Annotated in this window: 16 protein-coding genes; 9 read left to right on the top strand and 7 right to left on the bottom strand. The window is 40.0% G+C overall.

What is annotated here, in order from left to right:
- Positions 1 to 2 precede the first annotated feature (2 nt).
- From NCWK1_RS02320 to pheT, 4 genes are all read right to left on the bottom strand, one after another.
- On the bottom strand, positions 3 to 3,527 hold the full coding sequence (locus NCWK1_RS02320) for a WD40 domain-containing protein (protein WP_103123582.1): 3,525 nt from the start codon (positions 3,525 to 3,527) through the stop codon (positions 3 to 5).
- Positions 3,528 to 4,170: 643 nt separating this feature from the next.
- The gene (locus tag NCWK1_RS02315; protein ID WP_096580527.1) at positions 4,171 to 4,596 is read right to left on the bottom strand and encodes a hypothetical protein; all 426 of its coding nucleotides are present in this window, start codon (positions 4,594 to 4,596) and stop codon (positions 4,171 to 4,173) included.
- A 290-nt stretch (positions 4,597 to 4,886) separates the two neighbouring features.
- Positions 4,887 to 5,156 (bottom strand): YciI family protein, encoded by a 270-nt coding sequence (locus NCWK1_RS02310; RefSeq protein ID WP_096580529.1) that lies wholly within the window; start codon positions 5,154 to 5,156, stop codon positions 4,887 to 4,889.
- Between the two features lie 80 nt (positions 5,157 to 5,236).
- Positions 5,237 to 7,672 carry a phenylalanine--tRNA ligase subunit beta gene (pheT, locus tag NCWK1_RS02305; RefSeq protein WP_103123581.1) on the bottom strand — a complete coding sequence of 812 codons (2,436 nt, stop codon included), beginning with the start codon at positions 7,670 to 7,672 and terminating at the stop codon, positions 5,237 to 5,239.
- Between the two features lie 299 nt (positions 7,673 to 7,971).
- On the opposite strand from pheT, the gene fusA reads away from it, so the two are divergent.
- The 5 genes from fusA (at position 7,972) to NCWK1_RS02280 (ending at position 13,655) form a co-directional block, all read left to right on the top strand.
- Positions 7,972 to 9,975: an elongation factor G gene (gene fusA, locus NCWK1_RS02300; RefSeq protein ID WP_103123580.1), complete on the top strand. Its 2,004-nt coding sequence runs from the start codon at positions 7,972 to 7,974 to the stop codon at positions 9,973 to 9,975.
- A gap of 470 nt (positions 9,976 to 10,445) precedes the next feature.
- Positions 10,446 to 10,778 carry a hypothetical protein gene (locus NCWK1_RS02295; RefSeq protein WP_146033928.1) on the top strand — a complete coding sequence of 111 codons (333 nt, stop codon included), beginning with the start codon at positions 10,446 to 10,448 and terminating at the stop codon, positions 10,776 to 10,778.
- Positions 10,779 to 10,825: 47 nt separating this feature from the next.
- Complete coding sequence (locus NCWK1_RS02290) at positions 10,826 to 11,278, top strand: hypothetical protein (RefSeq protein ID WP_103123578.1); 453 nt, start codon at positions 10,826 to 10,828, stop codon at positions 11,276 to 11,278.
- Positions 11,242 to 12,768 carry an ABC transporter ATP-binding protein/permease gene (locus NCWK1_RS02285; protein WP_146033927.1) on the top strand — a complete coding sequence of 509 codons (1,527 nt, stop codon included), beginning with the start codon at positions 11,242 to 11,244 and terminating at the stop codon, positions 12,766 to 12,768. The genes NCWK1_RS02290 and NCWK1_RS02285 overlap by 37 nt, the downstream gene beginning before the upstream one ends.
- A gap of 251 nt (positions 12,769 to 13,019) precedes the next feature.
- Positions 13,020 to 13,655, top strand: a complete 636-nt coding sequence (locus NCWK1_RS02280; RefSeq protein WP_103123576.1) for an EcsC family protein — start codon at positions 13,020 to 13,022, stop codon at positions 13,653 to 13,655.
- A gap of 44 nt (positions 13,656 to 13,699) precedes the next feature.
- On the opposite strand, the gene NCWK1_RS02275 is transcribed toward NCWK1_RS02280, so the two are convergent.
- Positions 13,700 to 14,428 carry a lipoate--protein ligase family protein gene (locus NCWK1_RS02275; RefSeq protein WP_103123575.1) on the bottom strand — a complete coding sequence of 243 codons (729 nt, stop codon included), beginning with the start codon at positions 14,426 to 14,428 and terminating at the stop codon, positions 13,700 to 13,702.
- Between the two features lie 10 nt (positions 14,429 to 14,438).
- A complete protein-coding gene (locus tag NCWK1_RS02270; protein WP_096580537.1) occupies positions 14,439 to 14,918 on the bottom strand; it encodes a YbjN domain-containing protein in 480 nt (159 codons plus the stop codon).
- 262 nt (positions 14,919 to 15,180) lie between these two features.
- On the opposite strand from NCWK1_RS02270, the gene NCWK1_RS02265 reads away from it, so the two are divergent.
- Positions 15,181 to 16,233, top strand: coding sequence for an aromatic ring-hydroxylating dioxygenase subunit alpha (locus NCWK1_RS02265; protein ID WP_103123574.1), 1,053 nt, complete (start codon positions 15,181 to 15,183; stop codon positions 16,231 to 16,233).
- Here the strand turns inward: NCWK1_RS02265 and NCWK1_RS02260 are convergent.
- Positions 16,212 to 16,850 carry a hypothetical protein gene (locus NCWK1_RS02260; protein WP_103123573.1) on the bottom strand — a complete coding sequence of 213 codons (639 nt, stop codon included), beginning with the start codon at positions 16,848 to 16,850 and terminating at the stop codon, positions 16,212 to 16,214. The two genes, NCWK1_RS02265 and NCWK1_RS02260, sit on opposite strands and share 22 nt — an antisense overlap.
- A gap of 120 nt (positions 16,851 to 16,970) precedes the next feature.
- Between NCWK1_RS02260 and NCWK1_RS02255 the strand changes: the two genes are divergently transcribed.
- The 3 genes from NCWK1_RS02255 to NCWK1_RS02245 all read left to right on the top strand — a co-directional run bounded on the left by NCWK1_RS02255 (position 16,971) and on the right by NCWK1_RS02245 (position 18,305).
- Positions 16,971 to 17,285 (top strand): hypothetical protein, encoded by a 315-nt coding sequence (locus NCWK1_RS02255; RefSeq protein WP_096580541.1) that lies wholly within the window; start codon positions 16,971 to 16,973, stop codon positions 17,283 to 17,285.
- Positions 17,275 to 17,643, top strand: a complete 369-nt coding sequence (locus tag NCWK1_RS02250; protein WP_103123572.1) for a pentapeptide repeat-containing protein — start codon at positions 17,275 to 17,277, stop codon at positions 17,641 to 17,643. Before NCWK1_RS02255 ends, NCWK1_RS02250 begins: the two co-directional genes overlap by 11 nt.
- A 185-nt stretch (positions 17,644 to 17,828) precedes the next feature.
- Positions 17,829 to 18,305, top strand: coding sequence for a GNAT family N-acetyltransferase (locus NCWK1_RS02245; protein WP_103123571.1), 477 nt, complete (start codon positions 17,829 to 17,831; stop codon positions 18,303 to 18,305).
- Positions 18,306 to 18,330: the final 25 nt, after the last annotated feature.

Genomic DNA, 18,330 nt, shown 5'->3' with positions numbered 1-18,330 from the left:
TTCTATGGACACAAAGAGCGATCGCTCTCTTCTAATGTTGTGTTAGTTTTCAAATAATCTTGTACAAGAGAACAACCATAATTAAGTGGATTGAGATTGAGAATGCGTGACAAATTCCATAAAATTAGGTTGTTATCATCACCACCAGAAGCCAAAAAAGTTCCATCGCGGCTAATGGCAATTTTGCGAATGGCTGCGGTATGTCCACTCAAGGTGGTGATTTCTGTACCGTCTAACTTCCAAAGTTTAATAGTTGCATCCACACTCCCAGAAGCCAGTATTTTGCCATCAGGAGTAAATGCTACTCCCCAAATTGCTGCTGTGTGACCTTTGAAAGTTTGCAGTAATTTGCCGTCAATTGTCCATAATTTAACAGTATTATCCCCACTACCAGTAGCCACCATTTTACTGTCAGGACTAAATGCTGCTCTCCAGACTGTTGCTGTGTGTCCTACTAAAGTTGTGAGTAATTTACCATCCACAGTCCACAATTTAGCTGTGCTATCACCGCTAACAGATGCGATCATTTTGCCGTCAGGACTAAAGGTAACTTGCCAAACTTCGACTTGATGTCCTGGCAGAATTTGCGGTTTAGGCTGATTGCGTTGCCATATTTGGACAATTTTATCAACATTTGACATAGCGATCGCTTGACCGTCAGGACTCAATACAGCGGCTAAGAGTTTACCCAGGGGATCTTTGTAAGTAGCAACTAATTTCCCGTCTCGCTGCTGGAGTTTAATCTTATCGCCATAAGTGCGAAGGGCAATTAACTTACCACCACGACTGAAAGAAACTTCAAAAATTGCTCCCCCAGGTTCAGTAAAAGTTTTTAGCAATTTACCTTGACGACTCCAAAGTTTAGCCATGTTTTCGTGACCAGTTGTCCCAACAATGGAACTGTCAGAGGTAATATCTAATGACCAAATTCCGGATTTATGGGCAACTATAGATTTTTGAAATGAGTTTTCACTTTGCCACAGTCGCACAACGTTTTCTGCACCCGCTGAGGCAATAAAGTTACCATCAGGGCTAAAAGTTACGCCCCAAACTGAGGCAGTGTGTCCTCTAAGAGTATTTAATTCTGTACCATCAATGTTCCAAAGTTTAATTGTTTTGTCGAGGCTGGCGGAAGCAATAGTTTGGCCATCAGGACTAAAAGCTACTCCCCAAATTCCTGCACTATGACCTTGCAAGGTTTTATCTAAGCGATAGCTGTTATTTTTGGGGTCGCGTCGCCAAAGTTTGACGGTTTTATCTTCACTGGCGGAAGCAATAATTTGACTATCAGGACTGAAAGCTATAGCAATTACCCAAGCGTTATGACCTTTGAGAGTCTGCACAAGCTTGGCATTTTGCCAGTCTGAACCTTCTCGTCTCCAGAGTTGAATAACTCCGTCGATGCTTGTGGCTGCCAAAATTTGATTATCTGGACTAAAAGCGACTCCCCAAAACCCCACTCTCTCACCAGCAAAAGTTTTGAGCAATGTGCCGTCTCGTTGCCAAAGTTTCACAGTTCTGTCATAACTGGCAGAAGCAATAGTCTGGCCATCGGGACTAAAGGCGACTCCCCAAATTGAAGCATTATGACCTTTGAGGGTTTTTAATAACGTGCCTTCTTTTGTCCACAATTTGACAGTGCCATCTTCACTCGCTGAAGCTAACATCTGACCATCAGGACTAAATTTTACGGCTCTAACTGTGGCTGTGTGACCTGTGAGAGTAGCGACTGCTGTACCATCACGTCGCCAGAGTTTGATTGTTTTATCTACACTGGCTGAGGCAATTAACGAACTGTCAGGACTGACATCAACGGCTAAAACAGCTGCTGTGTGACCCCAAAAACGATTGTATTCGTCTGCACCATAAACTGCTTGCCGTAATACAGCATCAACTTTTTGAGCTATTTTGGAGTTGACTGGACTGAGTTTGCGGAGTTTTTGTTTAGCTTTGATTGCTTCTACAAGTGCATCTAAGCGACGATTTGAGGCAAACATTCCTTCTGAAGAAGATATCAGCGCCCGCATTTCACTATTCTTGGCTTGAGTTTCACTTGTTTTGGCTTGGCGATACAATATAAAACTGCCTATACCCAAGCTACTAGAGACGAACAAACCAATACATACGGCAATTAGCAAATATCTCTGCAATAAAGCCGTTTTTTTCTCTTGTGTTAGCTGTGTTTCTACTTCTTTCACTCGTGCGGCTTCTAGGGCAGTTTGCACTTCCCGCCGTTCAAATTCTTGACTAGCCACAAAAAATTGATAATCTAAATTACTCAAACTTTTGCCTTGCGCCCAATTTTGAGCATCTTTGAGCGCCTGTCCCCGCAACAAGCGTGACTCATCTTGATAATTTGATAATACCCAAGCATTAAAAATTTGCGAGTAAGGACGGAGATTATCTAATTGTCTTGTCACCCATTCTTGATTGAAGACATGGCGATAAATTGGGTTTTTAATTTTGAGATAGCCTTCGTGTCTTGTGGCTAAACCCGATAGCAATAATTCTGTTTGTTCTCGGCTATCATTCAAGGTCACAGGTGTTTGAGTTTCTGCTTCCGCTTGTAACACTTGTTGATACAGCCCTAACAAGCGTCCAGCTTTTTGTTCATCAAATAACAGGCGATCGCGAATTGTGCGAAAATGTTCTGGTTCGTCTTTCGATTCCCAATGTTGAATAATCTGCTTTTTTACCAGTTGTTCTACCCAATAACTTTCTGTACCTTGAGGTAAATCAATTTTGCCGTTGGGTGTCTCCCAAGCAATTTGCACAACTAACTGACAGAGTTTTTGGGTTAAAAAAGGTTGTCCACTCGTCCATTCTAAAATCTTTTGTAAAACTATTTCTGATTGACTAACTACACCTTCTAATCCTTTAAGTAAGGGTGTAGCTTCATCTAATTGGAAACCTGCTAATTCAATCGCTTTACCAATATTAAAAGGTGTCCGGCGTTTGTCAGTAATTAAATCGCCGGGACTAGCTACGCCAAAAAGTGCAAATCCTAAGCGTTGATATTTGGCATCATACGCTCTTTGGTTATAACAATGACGAATCCAAGCAAAAAAGTCATTAACCGAAAAACTTAAACTTAATAAACTATCAATTTCATCAATAAAAATAAATATATTTTGACTTCCGTCAGGCGACAGTAATATTTCATCGACAAATTGATCTAGCTTTTTGATAGGAGCAAGACCTGTTTGGGTTTCCCACCAAGTTTTAAAATTGATTTTATCTGCTAAATTTAAATTATAAAAAAGACTGAGAATCAGACCCTTATACCATTGTTCGGCTGTTATATCTTCACCGCCTAAGCGAGTCACATCTAAGTAAACACAACTATTACCTTCTTCTATGAGATGATAACTTGTGCGATGTAATAAAGATGATTTTCCCATTTGACGGGAATTTAAAACATAACAAAAATCTCCAGCTTTTAAACTAGAATAGAGTTGTTCATCTGCCTTACGAATAACATAACTTGGATCATCACTAGGGAGACTACCACCAACTTGATATTTCATATTGAGTTACGCATCTTCCAAAGAAGACAGAAATTCTATTTTAGAATTATTTAATATTTATCAAGGCAATTAGTTAACTGCCATCATCTTACTAGAATTTTGCAATTTTTTTAGGTAAAATCAAACTATTTTTAGCGTTTAAATTTTCTTCAATTTGCTTAAATATCTTAATTGTCTTAACTGTCTACTACTGTTTAAACTTATTTTATTAAATGTCTTAACTGTCCTGATAAGCTATTTATAAAATAAACATTAGTTAGTGTTTACGTTGTCGTGGACAGGAAATTTAACCTTAAGTTTCTTGATATTCTGCTGCTAACAACAAGACCAAGTTTATTTTTTTTAATAAAATAGTACTTTAACTAGATTTTTATAGCAAAGTGCTGACTAATGAATTAGCAATAGCAGTTGGCAAAATGATGACGAAGGATAGATTGCTCAAAAGGCTATATAATAACTGTTTTCCCCTCCAAAATTGTATAGTCTTGTTGAAAAATTAGAAACAATCTAACAAACAAAGTAGGGGTGCAAACCTCTGCACCCCTACAAATGATCTATTTTATTATCAGACTGTTTTTGTTGACATAATCCACAATAGATAATTCGTGTTTAGGGATAAAAATTACGAATTATCCATCATAAATTATCTTCTTCTTTTAGCAGGTCGGCGATCTAAAATATGCACAGCCGCACCAGCCGCCGCACCATTAAGACCATTTTTCAAGGTATTTCTACAGCCGCCAGTAATTGCACCTGCGACTACACCAGCACCAGCACCTACGCCAGCATCTCGGATGATATTACGTCCGTTAACTCTTCTGTCGCTTCTGGTTCTTAAACCGTTAGCACCATTAACAGCCGCACCAGCCGCCGCACCAGTAGCCGCATTATTTAAGAAAGAACCGCAACCTGTTAATGCTCCTGTTAACGCACTAGCACCAGCGCCAATTGCCGCATTATTCAGAACTCGGTCATCAGCAGCCGCAGGTTGAGCCGGAATTAAGTTGATGCTGGTTAAACTAGCAGCCATCAAACCAGGTAGAAATACACGTTTTAGGATGTGTTGCATGGGTAGTACCCTCTCAAAAATCAAACGATTGGTGAACAATTAAATATTAAGTGCGATCGCTAACACTTGTTTATTCTAGACAACAGCAACATTATCGTCGATCAGCATATTTTGATAATTACATACATACAAAACTCATTACCTCTACTAAAAGTTAGTAATTTTAACGTGTGTTGAGATTTTGTTGCGGTACATTAGTGGACAACAAATAAACTGCCACATAGACAGCAATAATTAAATATATAAAGCAAAAATCAGGAGCTAGATTTTTTGCTCCTGAGTTTGCTAATTTAAACAGCTTGAATCCACTCTTTGATAGAGTATTCTGTCCAAATACCATTTTGCCAATAGGGGTCATTTTCAATTAATTGGCGGACAGTGGCTTCGTCTTCAGCTTCGTAAATTCCAAAAACTTTGGTGATATCTTTGGTTGGGCCGATGGTAATTAACACACCAGATTCTTTTTGTTGGGCTAAACCATCTAAATGAGCTTGACGGTAAGGAGCGCGTTTTTCTAGAACGTCGTCGCAGTAAGTTCCCCAGAGTACATATTTAGGCATAGCTAATCAATTAAAAACGCAAATTTCACAATGAATAGTAGTGAGTGATGAGCTATAAATCAACTCATCACTGCTGATGTTTAACTTCTCAGGTTAACGCCGAATTTTTCAACCAAGGCTTCACGAACTTTGTTGTGTACAGGTTCGACTTCGGCATCGGTGAGAGTGCGATCGCTGGCCCGATATACTAGACGAAATGCCAAACTCCGCTGTCCTTGGGGGACATTTTCGCCACGATATTCATCAAAGATTTCCACAGATTCTAGTAAACCTTTACCTGCTTTGGTAATTGCTTTTTCAATTTCTCCCACGGAAACTTTTACAGGGGCGAAAAAGGCGATATCGCGATCGCTGGCTGGGTAAGTAGAATAAGATGTGAATGTGGGAATGAGAATTTCATCTTGATCTAAAGCATCCAAAAAGACATCTAAATCTAATTGGAACAGATATACAGAATCTGGTAAATCTTTTTCGCGCCGCAGTTGGGGATGCAATTGACCAAATACACCCAGTCGGTTTCCTCCTATCCACAGAGAAGCAGTGCGACCAGGATGTAAACGCTCATCACGACAATCTGGTTGATATTCTACTGAGATTCCGCATTGTTGAAAGATGCTTTCGAGAATACCTTTGGCTTCAAACCAAGTCATTGGTTGTTCCCGTCCACCTTTTGACCATTTGCCTAGGTTTCTATCTCCTCCTAAAATACCAGCGATCGCATCTGCTTCGCGCAAACCGTCTTCTTCTTGCTGGAAAATTCGCCCAATTTCAAAGCCGTTAAGAGAACCATTACCTTGTTCTAAATTGTATTGAAAAGCATCAATCAACCCAGAAAGTAACTCTGTACGTAATGCCGAATATTCTGTAAATAAGGGATTACTTAATACTATCTGGCGATCGTCCCCTGGTTTGACTAAGGAATACTGAATTAATTCTGTCAAACCTTCCGCCCTGAAAGAAGCACGCAATTTCCGCACCAATTCCTGGTCTATTGGCAAATAGCCAGCTTCCGCTTTTTGTGGCAAGGTATCGCAGAAATGATCATAGCCGTAAAGACGAGCAATTTCTTCAATTAAGTCAATTTCTCGTTCTAAGTCACGGTAACGGTAGGGAGGAACAGCCACATTCCAAGTCCGTTCGTCTGTTGATGTTAGCTGACATCCCAAGGCAGTTAAAATTCTGACAACATCACTTTCTTGTAATTCGCCTGTGTCTTCACCTAAGTCAACAGGCCCTAATACTTCATTAACTCTATCTAACCTCAGTGCAATAGAACGACTCCAAGTCGCTGGGTCGGGACGAGTATCAGCAATTTCTTGATGAATAATTACACCGTTAGCTAATTCGCTCATCAAAGCTAAAGCACGACGACAGGCGATTTCTAATTCTGCCCGATTTACTCCCCGTTCATATCTCCCAGAAGCTTCACTGCGTAAACCCACACTACGAGAAGAACGACGAATAGCTACGGAATCAAATAAAGCTGCTTCTAAAACTAAGTTTTGCGAACCTTCATGGACTTCCGTTTCTTCTCCCCCCATAACTCCGGCTAAAGCCACAGGTTTTTCGTTAGCGGTAATTAACAAATTCTGGGTTGTTAAAGTGCGAGTTTGTCCATCTAAGGTTTTCAGGGATTCTCCTTGATTAGCAAACCGCACACCAATAGTTAAATTGCCATTGCCAGCAACAGTTTGTAAACGGTCTTTGTCAAAAGCGTGGAGTGGTTGTCCCCATTCCAACAATACATAGTTAGTAATATCAACTACATTACTAATTGGACGCACACCCGCAGCCCGTAAGCGTTGTTGCAACCACTCAGGTGATGGGGCAATTTTTACTTGTTCTATGACTGTACCAATGTATGCAGGACAAGCTTGGGTATCAGCAATTTTTAAACCTAACTTACCTGGATTTTGCGTGATTACTACTTCCCTAGGTTCAGGAATACTCAATTTACCACCAGTCAATGCGGCAACTTCTCGCGCTATGCCTACCATACTCAAAGCATCAGCACGGTTAGCAGTCGCAGTCACATCTAAAATTACATCATCTAAACCCAGCAACGGACGGACATCACTACCCACCGATAGATTTTCTTCAGAAAAAATATGAATTCCATCTACATCATTCGGCAAACCCAGTTCTTTTAAAGAACAAATCATGCCTTGAGAAGGGACACCGCGCAGTTTTGCCGGTTTAATTTTTAAATCGATGTTCGGTAAATAAGTGCCAACAGTGGCGACTGGCACAAAAATATCTGCGCGGACATTAGCTGCACCGCAGACAATATTTAAAGTTTCTGCCGCACCGACATCTACTTGACACACACTTAATTTATCAGCGTTGGGGTGGGGTTGACGCTCAAGCACTCTCCCCACAACAACGCCATTTGCCCAAGTGCGGCGGTCTTCAATATCTTCGACCTCAAACCCCGCCATTGTCAGGGTATGAGCTAATTCTTCTGGGCTTAGTTTGACTTCTACTAGTTCCCGCAGCCAGTTGAGAGAAATACGCATGGAATGTGCTTGTTTTAGGAATCGTCTTTTGCTTCAATTTTAGGGTGTCTGATGACGTAGAGGCTTGCTGTTAGGCATTACTAATCAACCGCATCAAGCTGACCCATTCACTTGAATGATCCTACTACGTTGCACTTCAAAAGTCTCTTTGATTAACACTAGGAGCGATCGCACTTGATCAATCCCAGTTAAATTTCTGGATGATTAGCCTTGTCTTTTTTATGTATTACAAATATAATACATAAATATATTACCACCTCAGTGGTAACTATTTGTCGCTTAAACAAAAAGGAAAGGTTATGATTCCCCGAACACGCGTCCACAATATTGGTATTTCTGCTCACATCGACTCTGGTAAAACTACGCTGTCAGAGCGAATTCTCTTCTACACGGGCAGAATCCATACTATTGAGGAGGTGAAGGGAGGCGGCAAGGGTGCAACGATGGATTTTATGCCAGAGGAAAAGCTGCATGGAATTACTATTACCTCCGCGGCCACAACTTGTCAGTGGCGTGATACCCAAATTAATTTAATTGATACTCCAGGTCATGTTGATTTCACTATAGAAGTAGAGCGTGCCTTGCGAGTATTGGATGGGGCTGTGATGGTGCTGTGCGCTGTGGCGGGTGTACAATCCCAATCCATCACAGTAGATCGCCAGATGAAACGCTATCGTGTGCCGCGTCTAGCATTTATTAACAAAATGGATCGGATGGGTGCAGATCCATTTCGTGTAGTCCAGGCAATCCGCGATCGCTTGCAATTAAATGCTGTGTTGTTGCAATATCCCATCGGTAGCGAAGATAACTTCCAAGGTGTGATTGATTTAGTGACAATGCAGGCACACTACTTTGAAGGCGAAAATGGCGAAAATTGGGTAAAACAACCAATTCCTGAGATTCTTGTAGTCGCAGCACAACAGGCGCGGGAAAAATTGCTAGATAGCTTGTCTTTGTTCTCAGAAGAGATGACTGAGATGCTATTGGTAGATCAGGAGATTCCTTCAGAACTGATTTGGCAAGTTATCCGCCAAGCAACCTTGAGGCTGGAACTGACACCTGTACTGCTGGGTTCTGCATTCAAAAACAAAGGAGTGCAAAACCTGCTGGATGCGATCGCCCTTTATTTACCATCTCCCATCGATAGGGAAGTAGTCAAAACCGCAGAATCAGTCAGTGTTTACCCTGAGCCTGATGCTGCTTTAGTGGCTTTGGCATTCAAACTCACTCTTGAATCTTTCGGTCAGCTAACCTACACCCGCATTTACTCCGGCACATTAAAACCGGGTGATCTTGTGTATAACTCCCGTACCGAAAAACGAGTGCAAATTGGTCGCTTGGTGCGAATGCACGCCAACAAGCGCGAAGAGTTGCCTGTGGCTGTGGCAGGAGATATTGTGGCTTTGTTGGGTGTTGATTGTGCTTCGGGCGATACATTATACACGGGAGACACACCAGTGTTTCTCGAAAGAATGTTTGTCCCGGAACCAGTGATTACACTGTCAGTTACACCCAAAAAACAAGAAGATAGCGATCGCCTAGCCAAAGCCCTCAACCGCTTTCAACGGGAAGACCCGACATTTCGAGTAAGTATCGACCCAGAATCAAAAGCAACTTTGATTTCTGGTATGGGTGAACTGCATCTGGAGATTTACTTAGAGCGGATTCAACGGGAATATAATGCTGAGGTTTATGTCGGTACTCCAGCCGTGGCGTATCGGGAAACCATTAGCCAAAAAACTCAATTTGATTACCGACTCAAGAAACAATCTGGTGGTACTGGTTTATATGCTCATGTAACTGGGTGGATTGAACCAAGCGATGAACCATTTGTGTTTGAAAATCGGGTAGTTGGTGGTGCAATTCCCAAAGAATATATCCCCGCTTGTGAAAAAGGTTTCCGCGAGGCGATGACAACAGGAAAACTGTCAGGCTATCCGGTAACTGGGGTGAAAGTCATGCTGGATGGAGGTTCCTATCATCCAATTGATTCTTCGGAATTGGCGTTTCGTTCTGCTGCTCATCAAGCACTAGAAAATGCGATCGCCCAAGCCAAACCCTATATACTCGAACCAATTATGCTCGTCGAAGTGGAAACACCAAACGAGTTTATAGGTAGAGTTCAGGGTGACATTTCATCCCGTCGCGGCTTGCTGCTGAGTTCCGAGACAATGCAAGGATACTCTGTGATTCGCGCCGAAGTACCACTAGTGCAGATGTTTGGCTATTCTACAGACTTGCGATCGCTCACTGCGGGTATGGCGACTTTTTCAATGGAATTTGCCTGTTATCGCCAGTCTTAAATCCACACTTGCAACTAGCATCTTGAATTAGTTATTTAGGGACACAATAATTGTGTCCCTTTTATTTTTGTATGAATTTTATCAAACAAGAATTTGATGGCTCACGCAGAGGCGCAAAGACGCAAAGAGTTATGGGAAATTCACTAGTTTAGTAGGCAGAGGTTTATTCTCTAAACAGTCAATAATTCTGTATAGAAGAAACTTTGTATAAAAAAGTTAAAACAGATTTTGTACAGGGAATATTAATAAAGGAGACATAAATCTAGTATTTACTTGGTTAAAACTGTCTCTCTGAATTGGTGTAACTTTCTGCCCACATTTTTGCTATGCACATCTCAATCAAATCTCCTGTATCTTTGCTGGACAAAATTCTGCGATCGTATTTTCAAGCAATCTTGCTAGTTTGCTTATTTATATGGACTGTTTTACTAGTAATTAATACTTTACAAGTACAACACTCTTGTAATCCTATGATTCATTGGTCTGGTGAACTTCCAACAAAATGCCTAAGACATACCAGTTTAATCCCATCTTCCCAGATAAAGCAAGACAAGGTTATTCCAGTGCAACCAGACAATGAGCATAAGTATGAAACTTCAAATCTTCCCACAGATACTAGTAAAAATCCATCCGATATAATAGGCAAATTAGAAAAATATCCTGATGTTACTGCTGGCGCTATTGCTATAGGTGTTGCAACAAGTGTTGCTTTAATTGCAAGCTCCCCAATCGCTGTTGTTCTTGGTTCTGGATTTGTTACTTGGTTAGCCATTAGAACAGTTTTGTCTATGGGAGCAAATTAAACCACTAATTTGGAATGTTCAAGAATTTATTTTAGGAGAAATCGGTGATGCAATCTCTTCCGCAGAATAACAATAGTTCGGCAAATAGTACACAACAATTATCAAATTCTCCTGTCAATCAGGTGACGACTCAAGCTTCAGGTAATCAACTTGGAAATAATACATCTGTACCTTTAGGAAATGTACAGCCTGTGAATAAAAGCTCATTTTTTTCAGGCTTATCAAGTGATGTGACTAAAATGATTTTACTTGGGCTTTTCATTATTGGAATAGTTGCTACATTCTTTCTCGTTACTAGGGGAAATGAATTGTGTATCTTCAGCTTTTGTTCTGATGTGGGTAGACATTCTTCTACATTAACTAGTGATTTTTGGGCTTTTGCAGGAGGAACCGCGACAGTTGTAGTTTTAACGTCATTCTTAGGAGTTTCATTACTACCTGCTGTTGGTATAGCCTCTGCCGTTTGGTTTTTTATATATTCTTCGCTGCATTTATCTTAGTTGTTAGAGAGAAATTGAGTATGAACCTCATTGAAGTCAGGCAAGTTTGTAAGACCGTTTATCAAGGGTTTCAAAAAAAGCGTGTTCTCAATAAGATTGATTTTTTTGTTGAGAAAGGAGAATTTGTAGTATTGCTAGGAGAAAATGGTGCAGGTAAGACTACCTTACTGAATTTAATTTTAGGAATTCTTCAACCGAGTGAAGGAGAAGTCAAACTCATGGGGCTTTCTCCTGAAGAATCATCTGCCAGAACATCAGTAGGTGCGGTTTTACAAAAAACAAATGTTCCACCAAATTTGAAAGTTAAAGAACTGGTTCAGCTTGTATGTAGTTACTATCCTAATTCACAGACAGTTGTGGATATTTTAAAAAAGGTTGGTCTTGAAGATCAATCTGAAGCATGGGCTAGTCAGTTATGTGGTGGGGAAACACAGCGTTTATTTTTTGCTCTGGCTTTAGTAGGTAATCCAGAACTGCTTATACTTGATGAACCGACGAAACACTTAGATGCTAAAGGCGATGAACTTTTTTGGCAAGAAATCAGACGTTACCGAGAGCAAGGTGTAACTATTTTAATGATTACACATAGTCAATCAGATTTGAAGGAGCTTAGTCAACTGGCAACTCGTTATGTAACTCTTCATAAATTTAATGAAGCACTCACCGAAGGACAACTTACTGAATCCGAGAGTATCAAGAGTCAAGAAGACATATTAGTTAAATGTAAAAATCAAGAGAAGCCACAAAAAGAAATTGTAATTCATCCACAAAATGTTGTATTCATATTTCTACAGCAAATTTGGGTAGAAATAATTCAGTTATTGCGTACACCTTTGTTTTTATTAGGTATTATTCTGTTTGCGTGTTGTATTACTGTAATTCCATTTCAGGGTGAGGTTGCAAAGCAAGCACTATTATCGTTTAGTGTGTTAATTTTATTGACTATTTCAATTGAGCGATTAGGTAAGAGAGTGTCAGTTGAACGTGCTGAAGGTTGGTTAAAATTGCTGCGTGTAACTCCATTACCACCAATTGTATATATAGCTGCAAAACTTGTCACAACACTCCTAATATCTGCCATCACTATTACATTAATTATGATATTGGGAGTCTGGCGATTAAAAATAGACACTGATATCGAACAAGTATTACTTATTTTCTTCAGTTTAGTTTTAGGAGTAATACCTTTTGCAGTTTTCGGCCTAGCTTTGAGCTACTTGACACAACCTAAAAGTTACGACTCTATTGCAGGTTTATCAATTCCTCTCGGACTGGCTAGTTGCGGTGCTTTACCTCTAACTCATCCACATTTTTTAGAGGATGTAGTAGCTTTTTCACCGTTTTACCACTATCGAGAACTAACGCTATGGGCAGCAGGTCTAAGTTATGATCAACATCTCTCGCTACATTTACTATGGCTTTTATGGGCTGGAGGGGTGTTTGGATTTATGGCTGTATGGGCATATAAACGTGATTCTGTGATTCAATAGCGTTTGCTTTTAAATATTTAGGAGAGTTGTTGTCTTCTAAAATGGCAATTCAATTAATTATATTATAGTGAATCAGCAAAACATATTTTGCTGATTCACTACTTCTATTAAATAGAGATATTAAACCGCGATTATCTAAACTTTATCTATTTAATACTTCAGATTGAAATTACTATATTTACCAATAATTACGGTTGAATAAATATAAATGAAATCGCAATATTAATACTATTGATAGGAGCTTTAAAAATATGGGTTTATCTACTCAAGATTCCAATAACAGCAACGCTATTAACCAGCTTTTAGATTGGATAATTAATGTTGGCATCAATGGCTGTGAAGTTCTACCTTCGGCAAAAAATGTTGCACAAGAGCATCTATCTTCATGCGGAAATGATAAAGAAAAAGCTATAGATTCAATCATTGCGTGGAGAACTGCTTATGCTGCTGGTACAGGATTTGTCACTGGATTAGGTGGATTAACAACTTTACCTATCACTATCCCGGCAAGTTTAGCTTCATCTTATGCTTTAGCCGCAAATACTGCGGCTGCCATAGCAGTAGTAAGAGGATATAATATTGAATCTGATCAAGTTCGTACTTTTGTCATACTAGCATTGTTGGGTGACGCAACATTGGAAGTTCTTAAAACTGTAGGTGGCAACTTGGGAACCAAAGTTACAAAGTCACTTATCAGTCAAATACCTGGAAAAGTTCTAATAGAAATTAACCAAAAAGTAGGTTTTAGACTAATTACTAAAGCTGGAGAAAAAGGAGTTGTGAACTTAATGAAATTAGTCCCAATCATAGGTGGTGTAGTAGGAGCAGGTTTTGATAGTACATTTGTTAATAAATGTGGACAGTCGGCGAAAAATCTGTTTACATAAAATTAATAATCTCTGGTGTAAGCAATTTTGACGATTTATCAATACTAAATACATAAGTTAAATGCCATAATTTCTTCCCATTCAAGTTGTGAAAATGGTTTTAATTCTATTTCCATATCAAAACAATCTTGAGCCGCAGCAATCAAAGCCGTAATGATTTGTTCAAGACTGTGGGGAAACTGAACGTTATTGAATAACTCTGTACCAAACACTTGTGCAAACAGTTCCGCATCTGGTTGCAAGCGAATGGAACCATGTTGCAAAATTATGTTACCGCGTTTGAGTTGGGCGCTACCGATGAGTTTTGCACCATTGGGTAAAATTAAATCTGCACCTGTCGCCGTCCCAAAACAGTTAGGGTTATGGATGTAGCCCCGCCCTGCTGTACCGTAGGTTAATTCTACGCCGAGCGATCGCCATCCTCTAATTAAAAACTCACAAATTTTTGTATACGCTTGTAAACGGTTCCCAGGCAAACCAGATGTAATTACAGCGTAAGTTAAATCGCCTTGGTGTAATACTGCTCTACCACCAGTAGGACGACGCACTACATCTAGTTTTTTCCCTTGCCAAGTTAAATTTTCCCATGCTTGGGGATATTGTTTTTGATGATAACCGAGAGAAATAGCAGCTGGCGACCAAGTATAAAAGCGCAGAGTTGGAGGATGCTTTCTTAAATGGTGCTGTTCTAATAACCATTTATCGATCGCCATCTGCACATTACCAGAGGCTTCTAAAAAAGGAATCAGTCGCCATACCTGCTTGTTAGACATTAATTAATACTTAAGCTGCACCAAAGTTAGATTGTAAAACTTCATCGTTGTTATCGGCGATCGTGGCAACAATTGTAATTAAGCGCGAAACTTCCCCTGGAGACAACTCGGCTAGGGTACGTGTTGAAATCACCACGACTTTATTTTCGATTATCCCAAATCGAGCTTCAAAAGTACTAGAGCAGTTCATTTCCAAGAGTTGACGCATTAATTTTGGTTCATCGTTGGCGGGTAACTTTAACACCACAGACCACACTGTGATTGTGTCTTCATCAGTTGTACCTGTGAGTTGAACAAACACTTCCACGCTACCGTAGTTAAACTTCCAGAGATAAGCACCTTCTGGAGTGTGGCTAACCATTGCACTGTCGTCTTGTTCTAAAGAGTCAATGACGTTTTCAATTACTTCTAGATGGTTGATAGTTGCTGTCTCCTCAAGTAGTTCCTGAATGAATTCATCGTTAGTTAAGGTTTCTTGGTAGCTTGCCATAGAAATTATAGATTTAATATGTTTACTGGTGGATCAACATAGAATTCAGCAGCCAGGATTCAGAATTCAGTATGAATACTGTTCAACTAGCGGATAAATAAACGGGTTTAAATGCCCATTTCCCTGATTTTTGGAATCTGACTCCTGAATTCTGCTGTAACTACACATACTTTATAACTTGTCAGCAAAATTAGTTTTAGCTCCCTAGGTGATAATCTGGTCATCAGTGACCTGGCTAACGCGAAAAAGGATGGGCTAAATTATGTCATCTCTCTCTCAAGCTGTGCAAACTTGTGATGTGCGTCAATTGGGTATTAATCCTAATCACTGGTATGTAGTTGCACAGAGTAAGGAGGTAACTAATAAACCTGTGGGCGTGATAATTTGGCATCAGGCGATCGCACTTTACCGCGACAGTACAGGCAAAATTCACGCATTAGCAGACCGCTGTCCCCATCGCCAAGTTAAACTAAGTCACGGCCAAGTTATCGGTAATGAATTGGAATGCGCTTATCACGGTTGGCGTTTCAATTCATCTGGTGAGTGTACAGAAGTTCCTTATTTAGCAGCAAATCAGAAATTACCAAACTGTCAAATTCGTCGCTACCCAGTCAAAGAACAAGACGGTTTTATTTGGCTATTTCCTGGTGATACAGAAGCATCTAATCAACCTTTGGGTTTACCAGAATGGGAACATTTGAATTATATTGCCTCAGTTGCAGTGATTAACTGTCAAGCCCATTATTCTTATTTAATTGAAAACTTGATGGATATGTATCACGGGCATTTACATCAAGATTTACAAGCTTGGGCGGCAGCAGCTTTACAGCATATTGACGAAGATAATCACCGTGTAGATGCTCATTATACAGCCCAAAGTTATTACAAAATAGATAAAATCTGGTCAATATCCCAGTTATTTTTTCCAGCTTTGCGAAGATTACATCCTGAACCATTGGATGTCAGTTATATTTATCCTCATTGGCAATCAACTTTAGGCAAAGATTTTAAAATTTATTGTTTATTATGTCCTGTTAGTGAAACTCAAACCAAAGCTTATTTAATTCATTTCACATCACTTAATGCTTTTTGGCGATTACATAAATTACCTATATGGTTCCGCCGATTTATTAAAGATAGTTTATTTAATGCAGCCCAAAAATTACTGGAAGGTTTAGTAGTTCAAGATGTAGAAATGATTGAGGAAGAACAACAAGCATATTTACAAAATACCCAAAGACGCAATTATGAACTGAATCGAGCGTTAGTTAGTGTACAGAAATTGATGCGGAGTCAAGTTGAGAAATTAGGGTGAGATATCAGTAAATTATCTAGTTGTAATTCGCATTGTTGAAAAATATGGTTGACTGCGGCAAATAAATTGTCTAATTCATAAATAGTGTAGGGTGTAATATTTCTGGTAAAATTTTGTGCTTCTAGTTTACCAAATTGCCAGACTGCACCATTAGAAACAATCCCATAGATAACTACAGATAAATCTTGATTTAGTCTTTGAGCAGCAATCATTTCAGCTAAACATTGCGCCCAACCTGCTTCAAAATTATCTTGCTTGGCTTCTACTAAAATAAAGTATGGTTTATCAAAAACTATTTTCCCTAAAGGCGAACGTCTAGCCAAAATATATTCAGGAAAACCTGATAATTGCTCATCATAATTTAGTGATTGATGACTCCATAAAGTAAACTTACTGTTATACTGCTTCCAAACTTCTTTCAGAACTGGATAAATTAAGTTCTCACAAATAGCAAACTCGGAATTATCAACTACACCTTCGCGCATAACAATTGCTAAGTCTTCTCGAAAATAATCAGTAATATTAAACTCTGTTGCTAGAACAAAATTAGATTCTGTATAGATAATCTGAAATGTTTTGAGAACTTCGCTAATAGATTTATAACTACTAAAAGCCATATTTACCTCCTGAAGAATAACTTTACCTTAGCTGTATTTTCCAGTTTGCAACAATAATTGTAATCAAGGGCGATCGCCAAGTATCTTAGAAATAGGTTTGATAGTTGTGGAGTGGCGATCATGAATACTCAAGAATTCCTACGATTGATCGACAAACAAGTCTCATGTCCCCAAACCCTACCAAAAGCGCTGCAAGCTCTGTGGTATGACAAAAAAGGAAATTGGAACCAAGCTCACGAAATAGTCCAAAATGCCAATGATGTTGATAGTGCTTGGGTTCACGCCTACTTACATCGCCAAGAAGGTGACTTGCATAATGCACGTTACTGGTATCACCGCAGTAGTCAACCAGAGTTTATAGGCGAGCTAAACCAGGAATGGGAACATATTACTTCTCTATTACTGAAAAAGGTCAACACAACTCATGGATGCTGAACAACTCAAGCGCAGTTACGCCGCAGGTGAAAGATATTTTCCCGCAGCAAATTTAAGTCGAGCTAGATTAATCTCCGCTTATTTACCAGGAATTAATTTGTGGGGAGCAGACTTGAGTCAAGCTAACCTAGCCAAAGCTAAACTCTGGGGAGCAGACTTGAGTCAAGCTAATTTGGCTCAGGCGAATTTGACACGAGCTAATTTATGCGGTGTCAAATTAAAAGAAGCAAATCTCCGGGGTGCGAAACTCAACTTTACTAAGCTGTATGGTGCAGATTTAAGTGGTGCTTATTATGATGACAGCACCCGCTTTTCTAGAGGATTTGACCCTGTAAAGAACAATATGCGAAAGTTTTAATTTTGGCAGGATTGAGATAGCGAATACTTGCCATCAAGCTAATTTCGATTTGACAGTAATTCCCCATCCAAAATCTCAAATGCTATAAGTCATTAGTGCGCGGAGAAAAGCTATCTGCATCATGTACATTGGTAAGCAGTACAAACACGCATACATTTGATGAACAGACAGTACTGGAGTTGCCTATGATTCGAGCTAGTACGCCCGATGATGCAGCGGCGTTAATTGCGATCGCTGTAGCAGCAGAGCTATTCCCCGCAAACGAAACCGCAGAACTGAGCAAGGTGCTGGAGAGTTACTTCAGCGGCAACATCGGCGAGGGTCATGTGTGGCTCACCGATGAGGATAATGGGGAGCCGTGCGGAGTCGCCTACTACGCACCTGCCCCGTTTACGGATGGGACATGGGACTTGTTAATGATTGTTGTGCATCCCAACTACCAGAGGCAAGGGCGAGGAAAAGCACTGGTGGAGTATGTGGAAAATACTTTACGGGCAAGTGGTCAGCGGATTTTGTTGGTCGAGACTTCGGGGCTTCCAAGCTATGACCGAGCGCGGGCTTTTTACACAAAGTGCGGTTTTGAAGAGGAGGCGCGTATTCGTGACTTCTACAAGGCAGGGGAAGATAAGGTGGTGTTCCGCAAAGCGTTGAATGCGGAATAGCCCTCTTCTGTCACTTTCCGGATAT

The sequence above is a fragment of the Nostoc cycadae WK-1 genome, from assembly GCF_002897135.1.
Taxonomy (GTDB): Bacteria; Cyanobacteriota; Cyanobacteriia; order Cyanobacteriales; family Nostocaceae; genus Nostoc_B.
This window is presented reverse-complemented; position numbering and strand designations above follow the sequence as displayed.

What these genes read in the sequence shown, in the direction of transcription:
- NCWK1_RS02320 (WP_103123582.1), bottom strand. Translation starts at nt 3,527, where the DNA reads ATGAAATATCAAGTTGGTGGTAGTCTCCCTAGTGATGATCCAAGTTAT.
- NCWK1_RS02315 (WP_096580527.1), bottom strand. Translation starts at nt 4,596, where the DNA reads ATGCAACACATCCTAAAACGTGTATTTCTACCTGGTTTGATGGCTGCT.
- NCWK1_RS02310 (WP_096580529.1), bottom strand. Translation starts at nt 5,156, where the DNA reads ATGCCTAAATATGTACTCTGGGGAACTTACTGCGACGACGTTCTAGAA.
- pheT (WP_103123581.1), bottom strand. Translation starts at nt 7,672, where the DNA reads ATGCGTATTTCTCTCAACTGGCTGCGGGAACTAGTAGAAGTCAAACTA.
- fusA (WP_103123580.1), top strand. Translation starts at nt 7,972, where the DNA reads ATGATTCCCCGAACACGCGTCCACAATATTGGTATTTCTGCTCACATC.
- NCWK1_RS02295 (WP_146033928.1), top strand. Translation starts at nt 10,446, where the DNA reads ATGATTCATTGGTCTGGTGAACTTCCAACAAAATGCCTAAGACATACC.
- NCWK1_RS02290 (WP_103123578.1), top strand. Translation starts at nt 10,826, where the DNA reads ATGCAATCTCTTCCGCAGAATAACAATAGTTCGGCAAATAGTACACAA.
- NCWK1_RS02280 (WP_103123576.1), top strand. Translation starts at nt 13,020, where the DNA reads ATGGGTTTATCTACTCAAGATTCCAATAACAGCAACGCTATTAACCAG.
- NCWK1_RS02275 (WP_103123575.1), bottom strand. Translation starts at nt 14,428, where the DNA reads ATGTCTAACAAGCAGGTATGGCGACTGATTCCTTTTTTAGAAGCCTCT.
- NCWK1_RS02270 (WP_096580537.1), bottom strand. Translation starts at nt 14,918, where the DNA reads ATGGCAAGCTACCAAGAAACCTTAACTAACGATGAATTCATTCAGGAA.
- NCWK1_RS02265 (WP_103123574.1), top strand. Translation starts at nt 15,181, where the DNA reads ATGTCATCTCTCTCTCAAGCTGTGCAAACTTGTGATGTGCGTCAATTG.
- NCWK1_RS02260 (WP_103123573.1), bottom strand. Translation starts at nt 16,850, where the DNA reads ATGGCTTTTAGTAGTTATAAATCTATTAGCGAAGTTCTCAAAACATTT.
- NCWK1_RS02255 (WP_096580541.1), top strand. Translation starts at nt 16,971, where the DNA reads ATGAATACTCAAGAATTCCTACGATTGATCGACAAACAAGTCTCATGT.
- NCWK1_RS02250 (WP_103123572.1), top strand. Translation starts at nt 17,275, where the DNA reads ATGGATGCTGAACAACTCAAGCGCAGTTACGCCGCAGGTGAAAGATAT.
- NCWK1_RS02245 (WP_103123571.1), top strand. Translation starts at nt 17,829, where the DNA reads ATGATTCGAGCTAGTACGCCCGATGATGCAGCGGCGTTAATTGCGATC.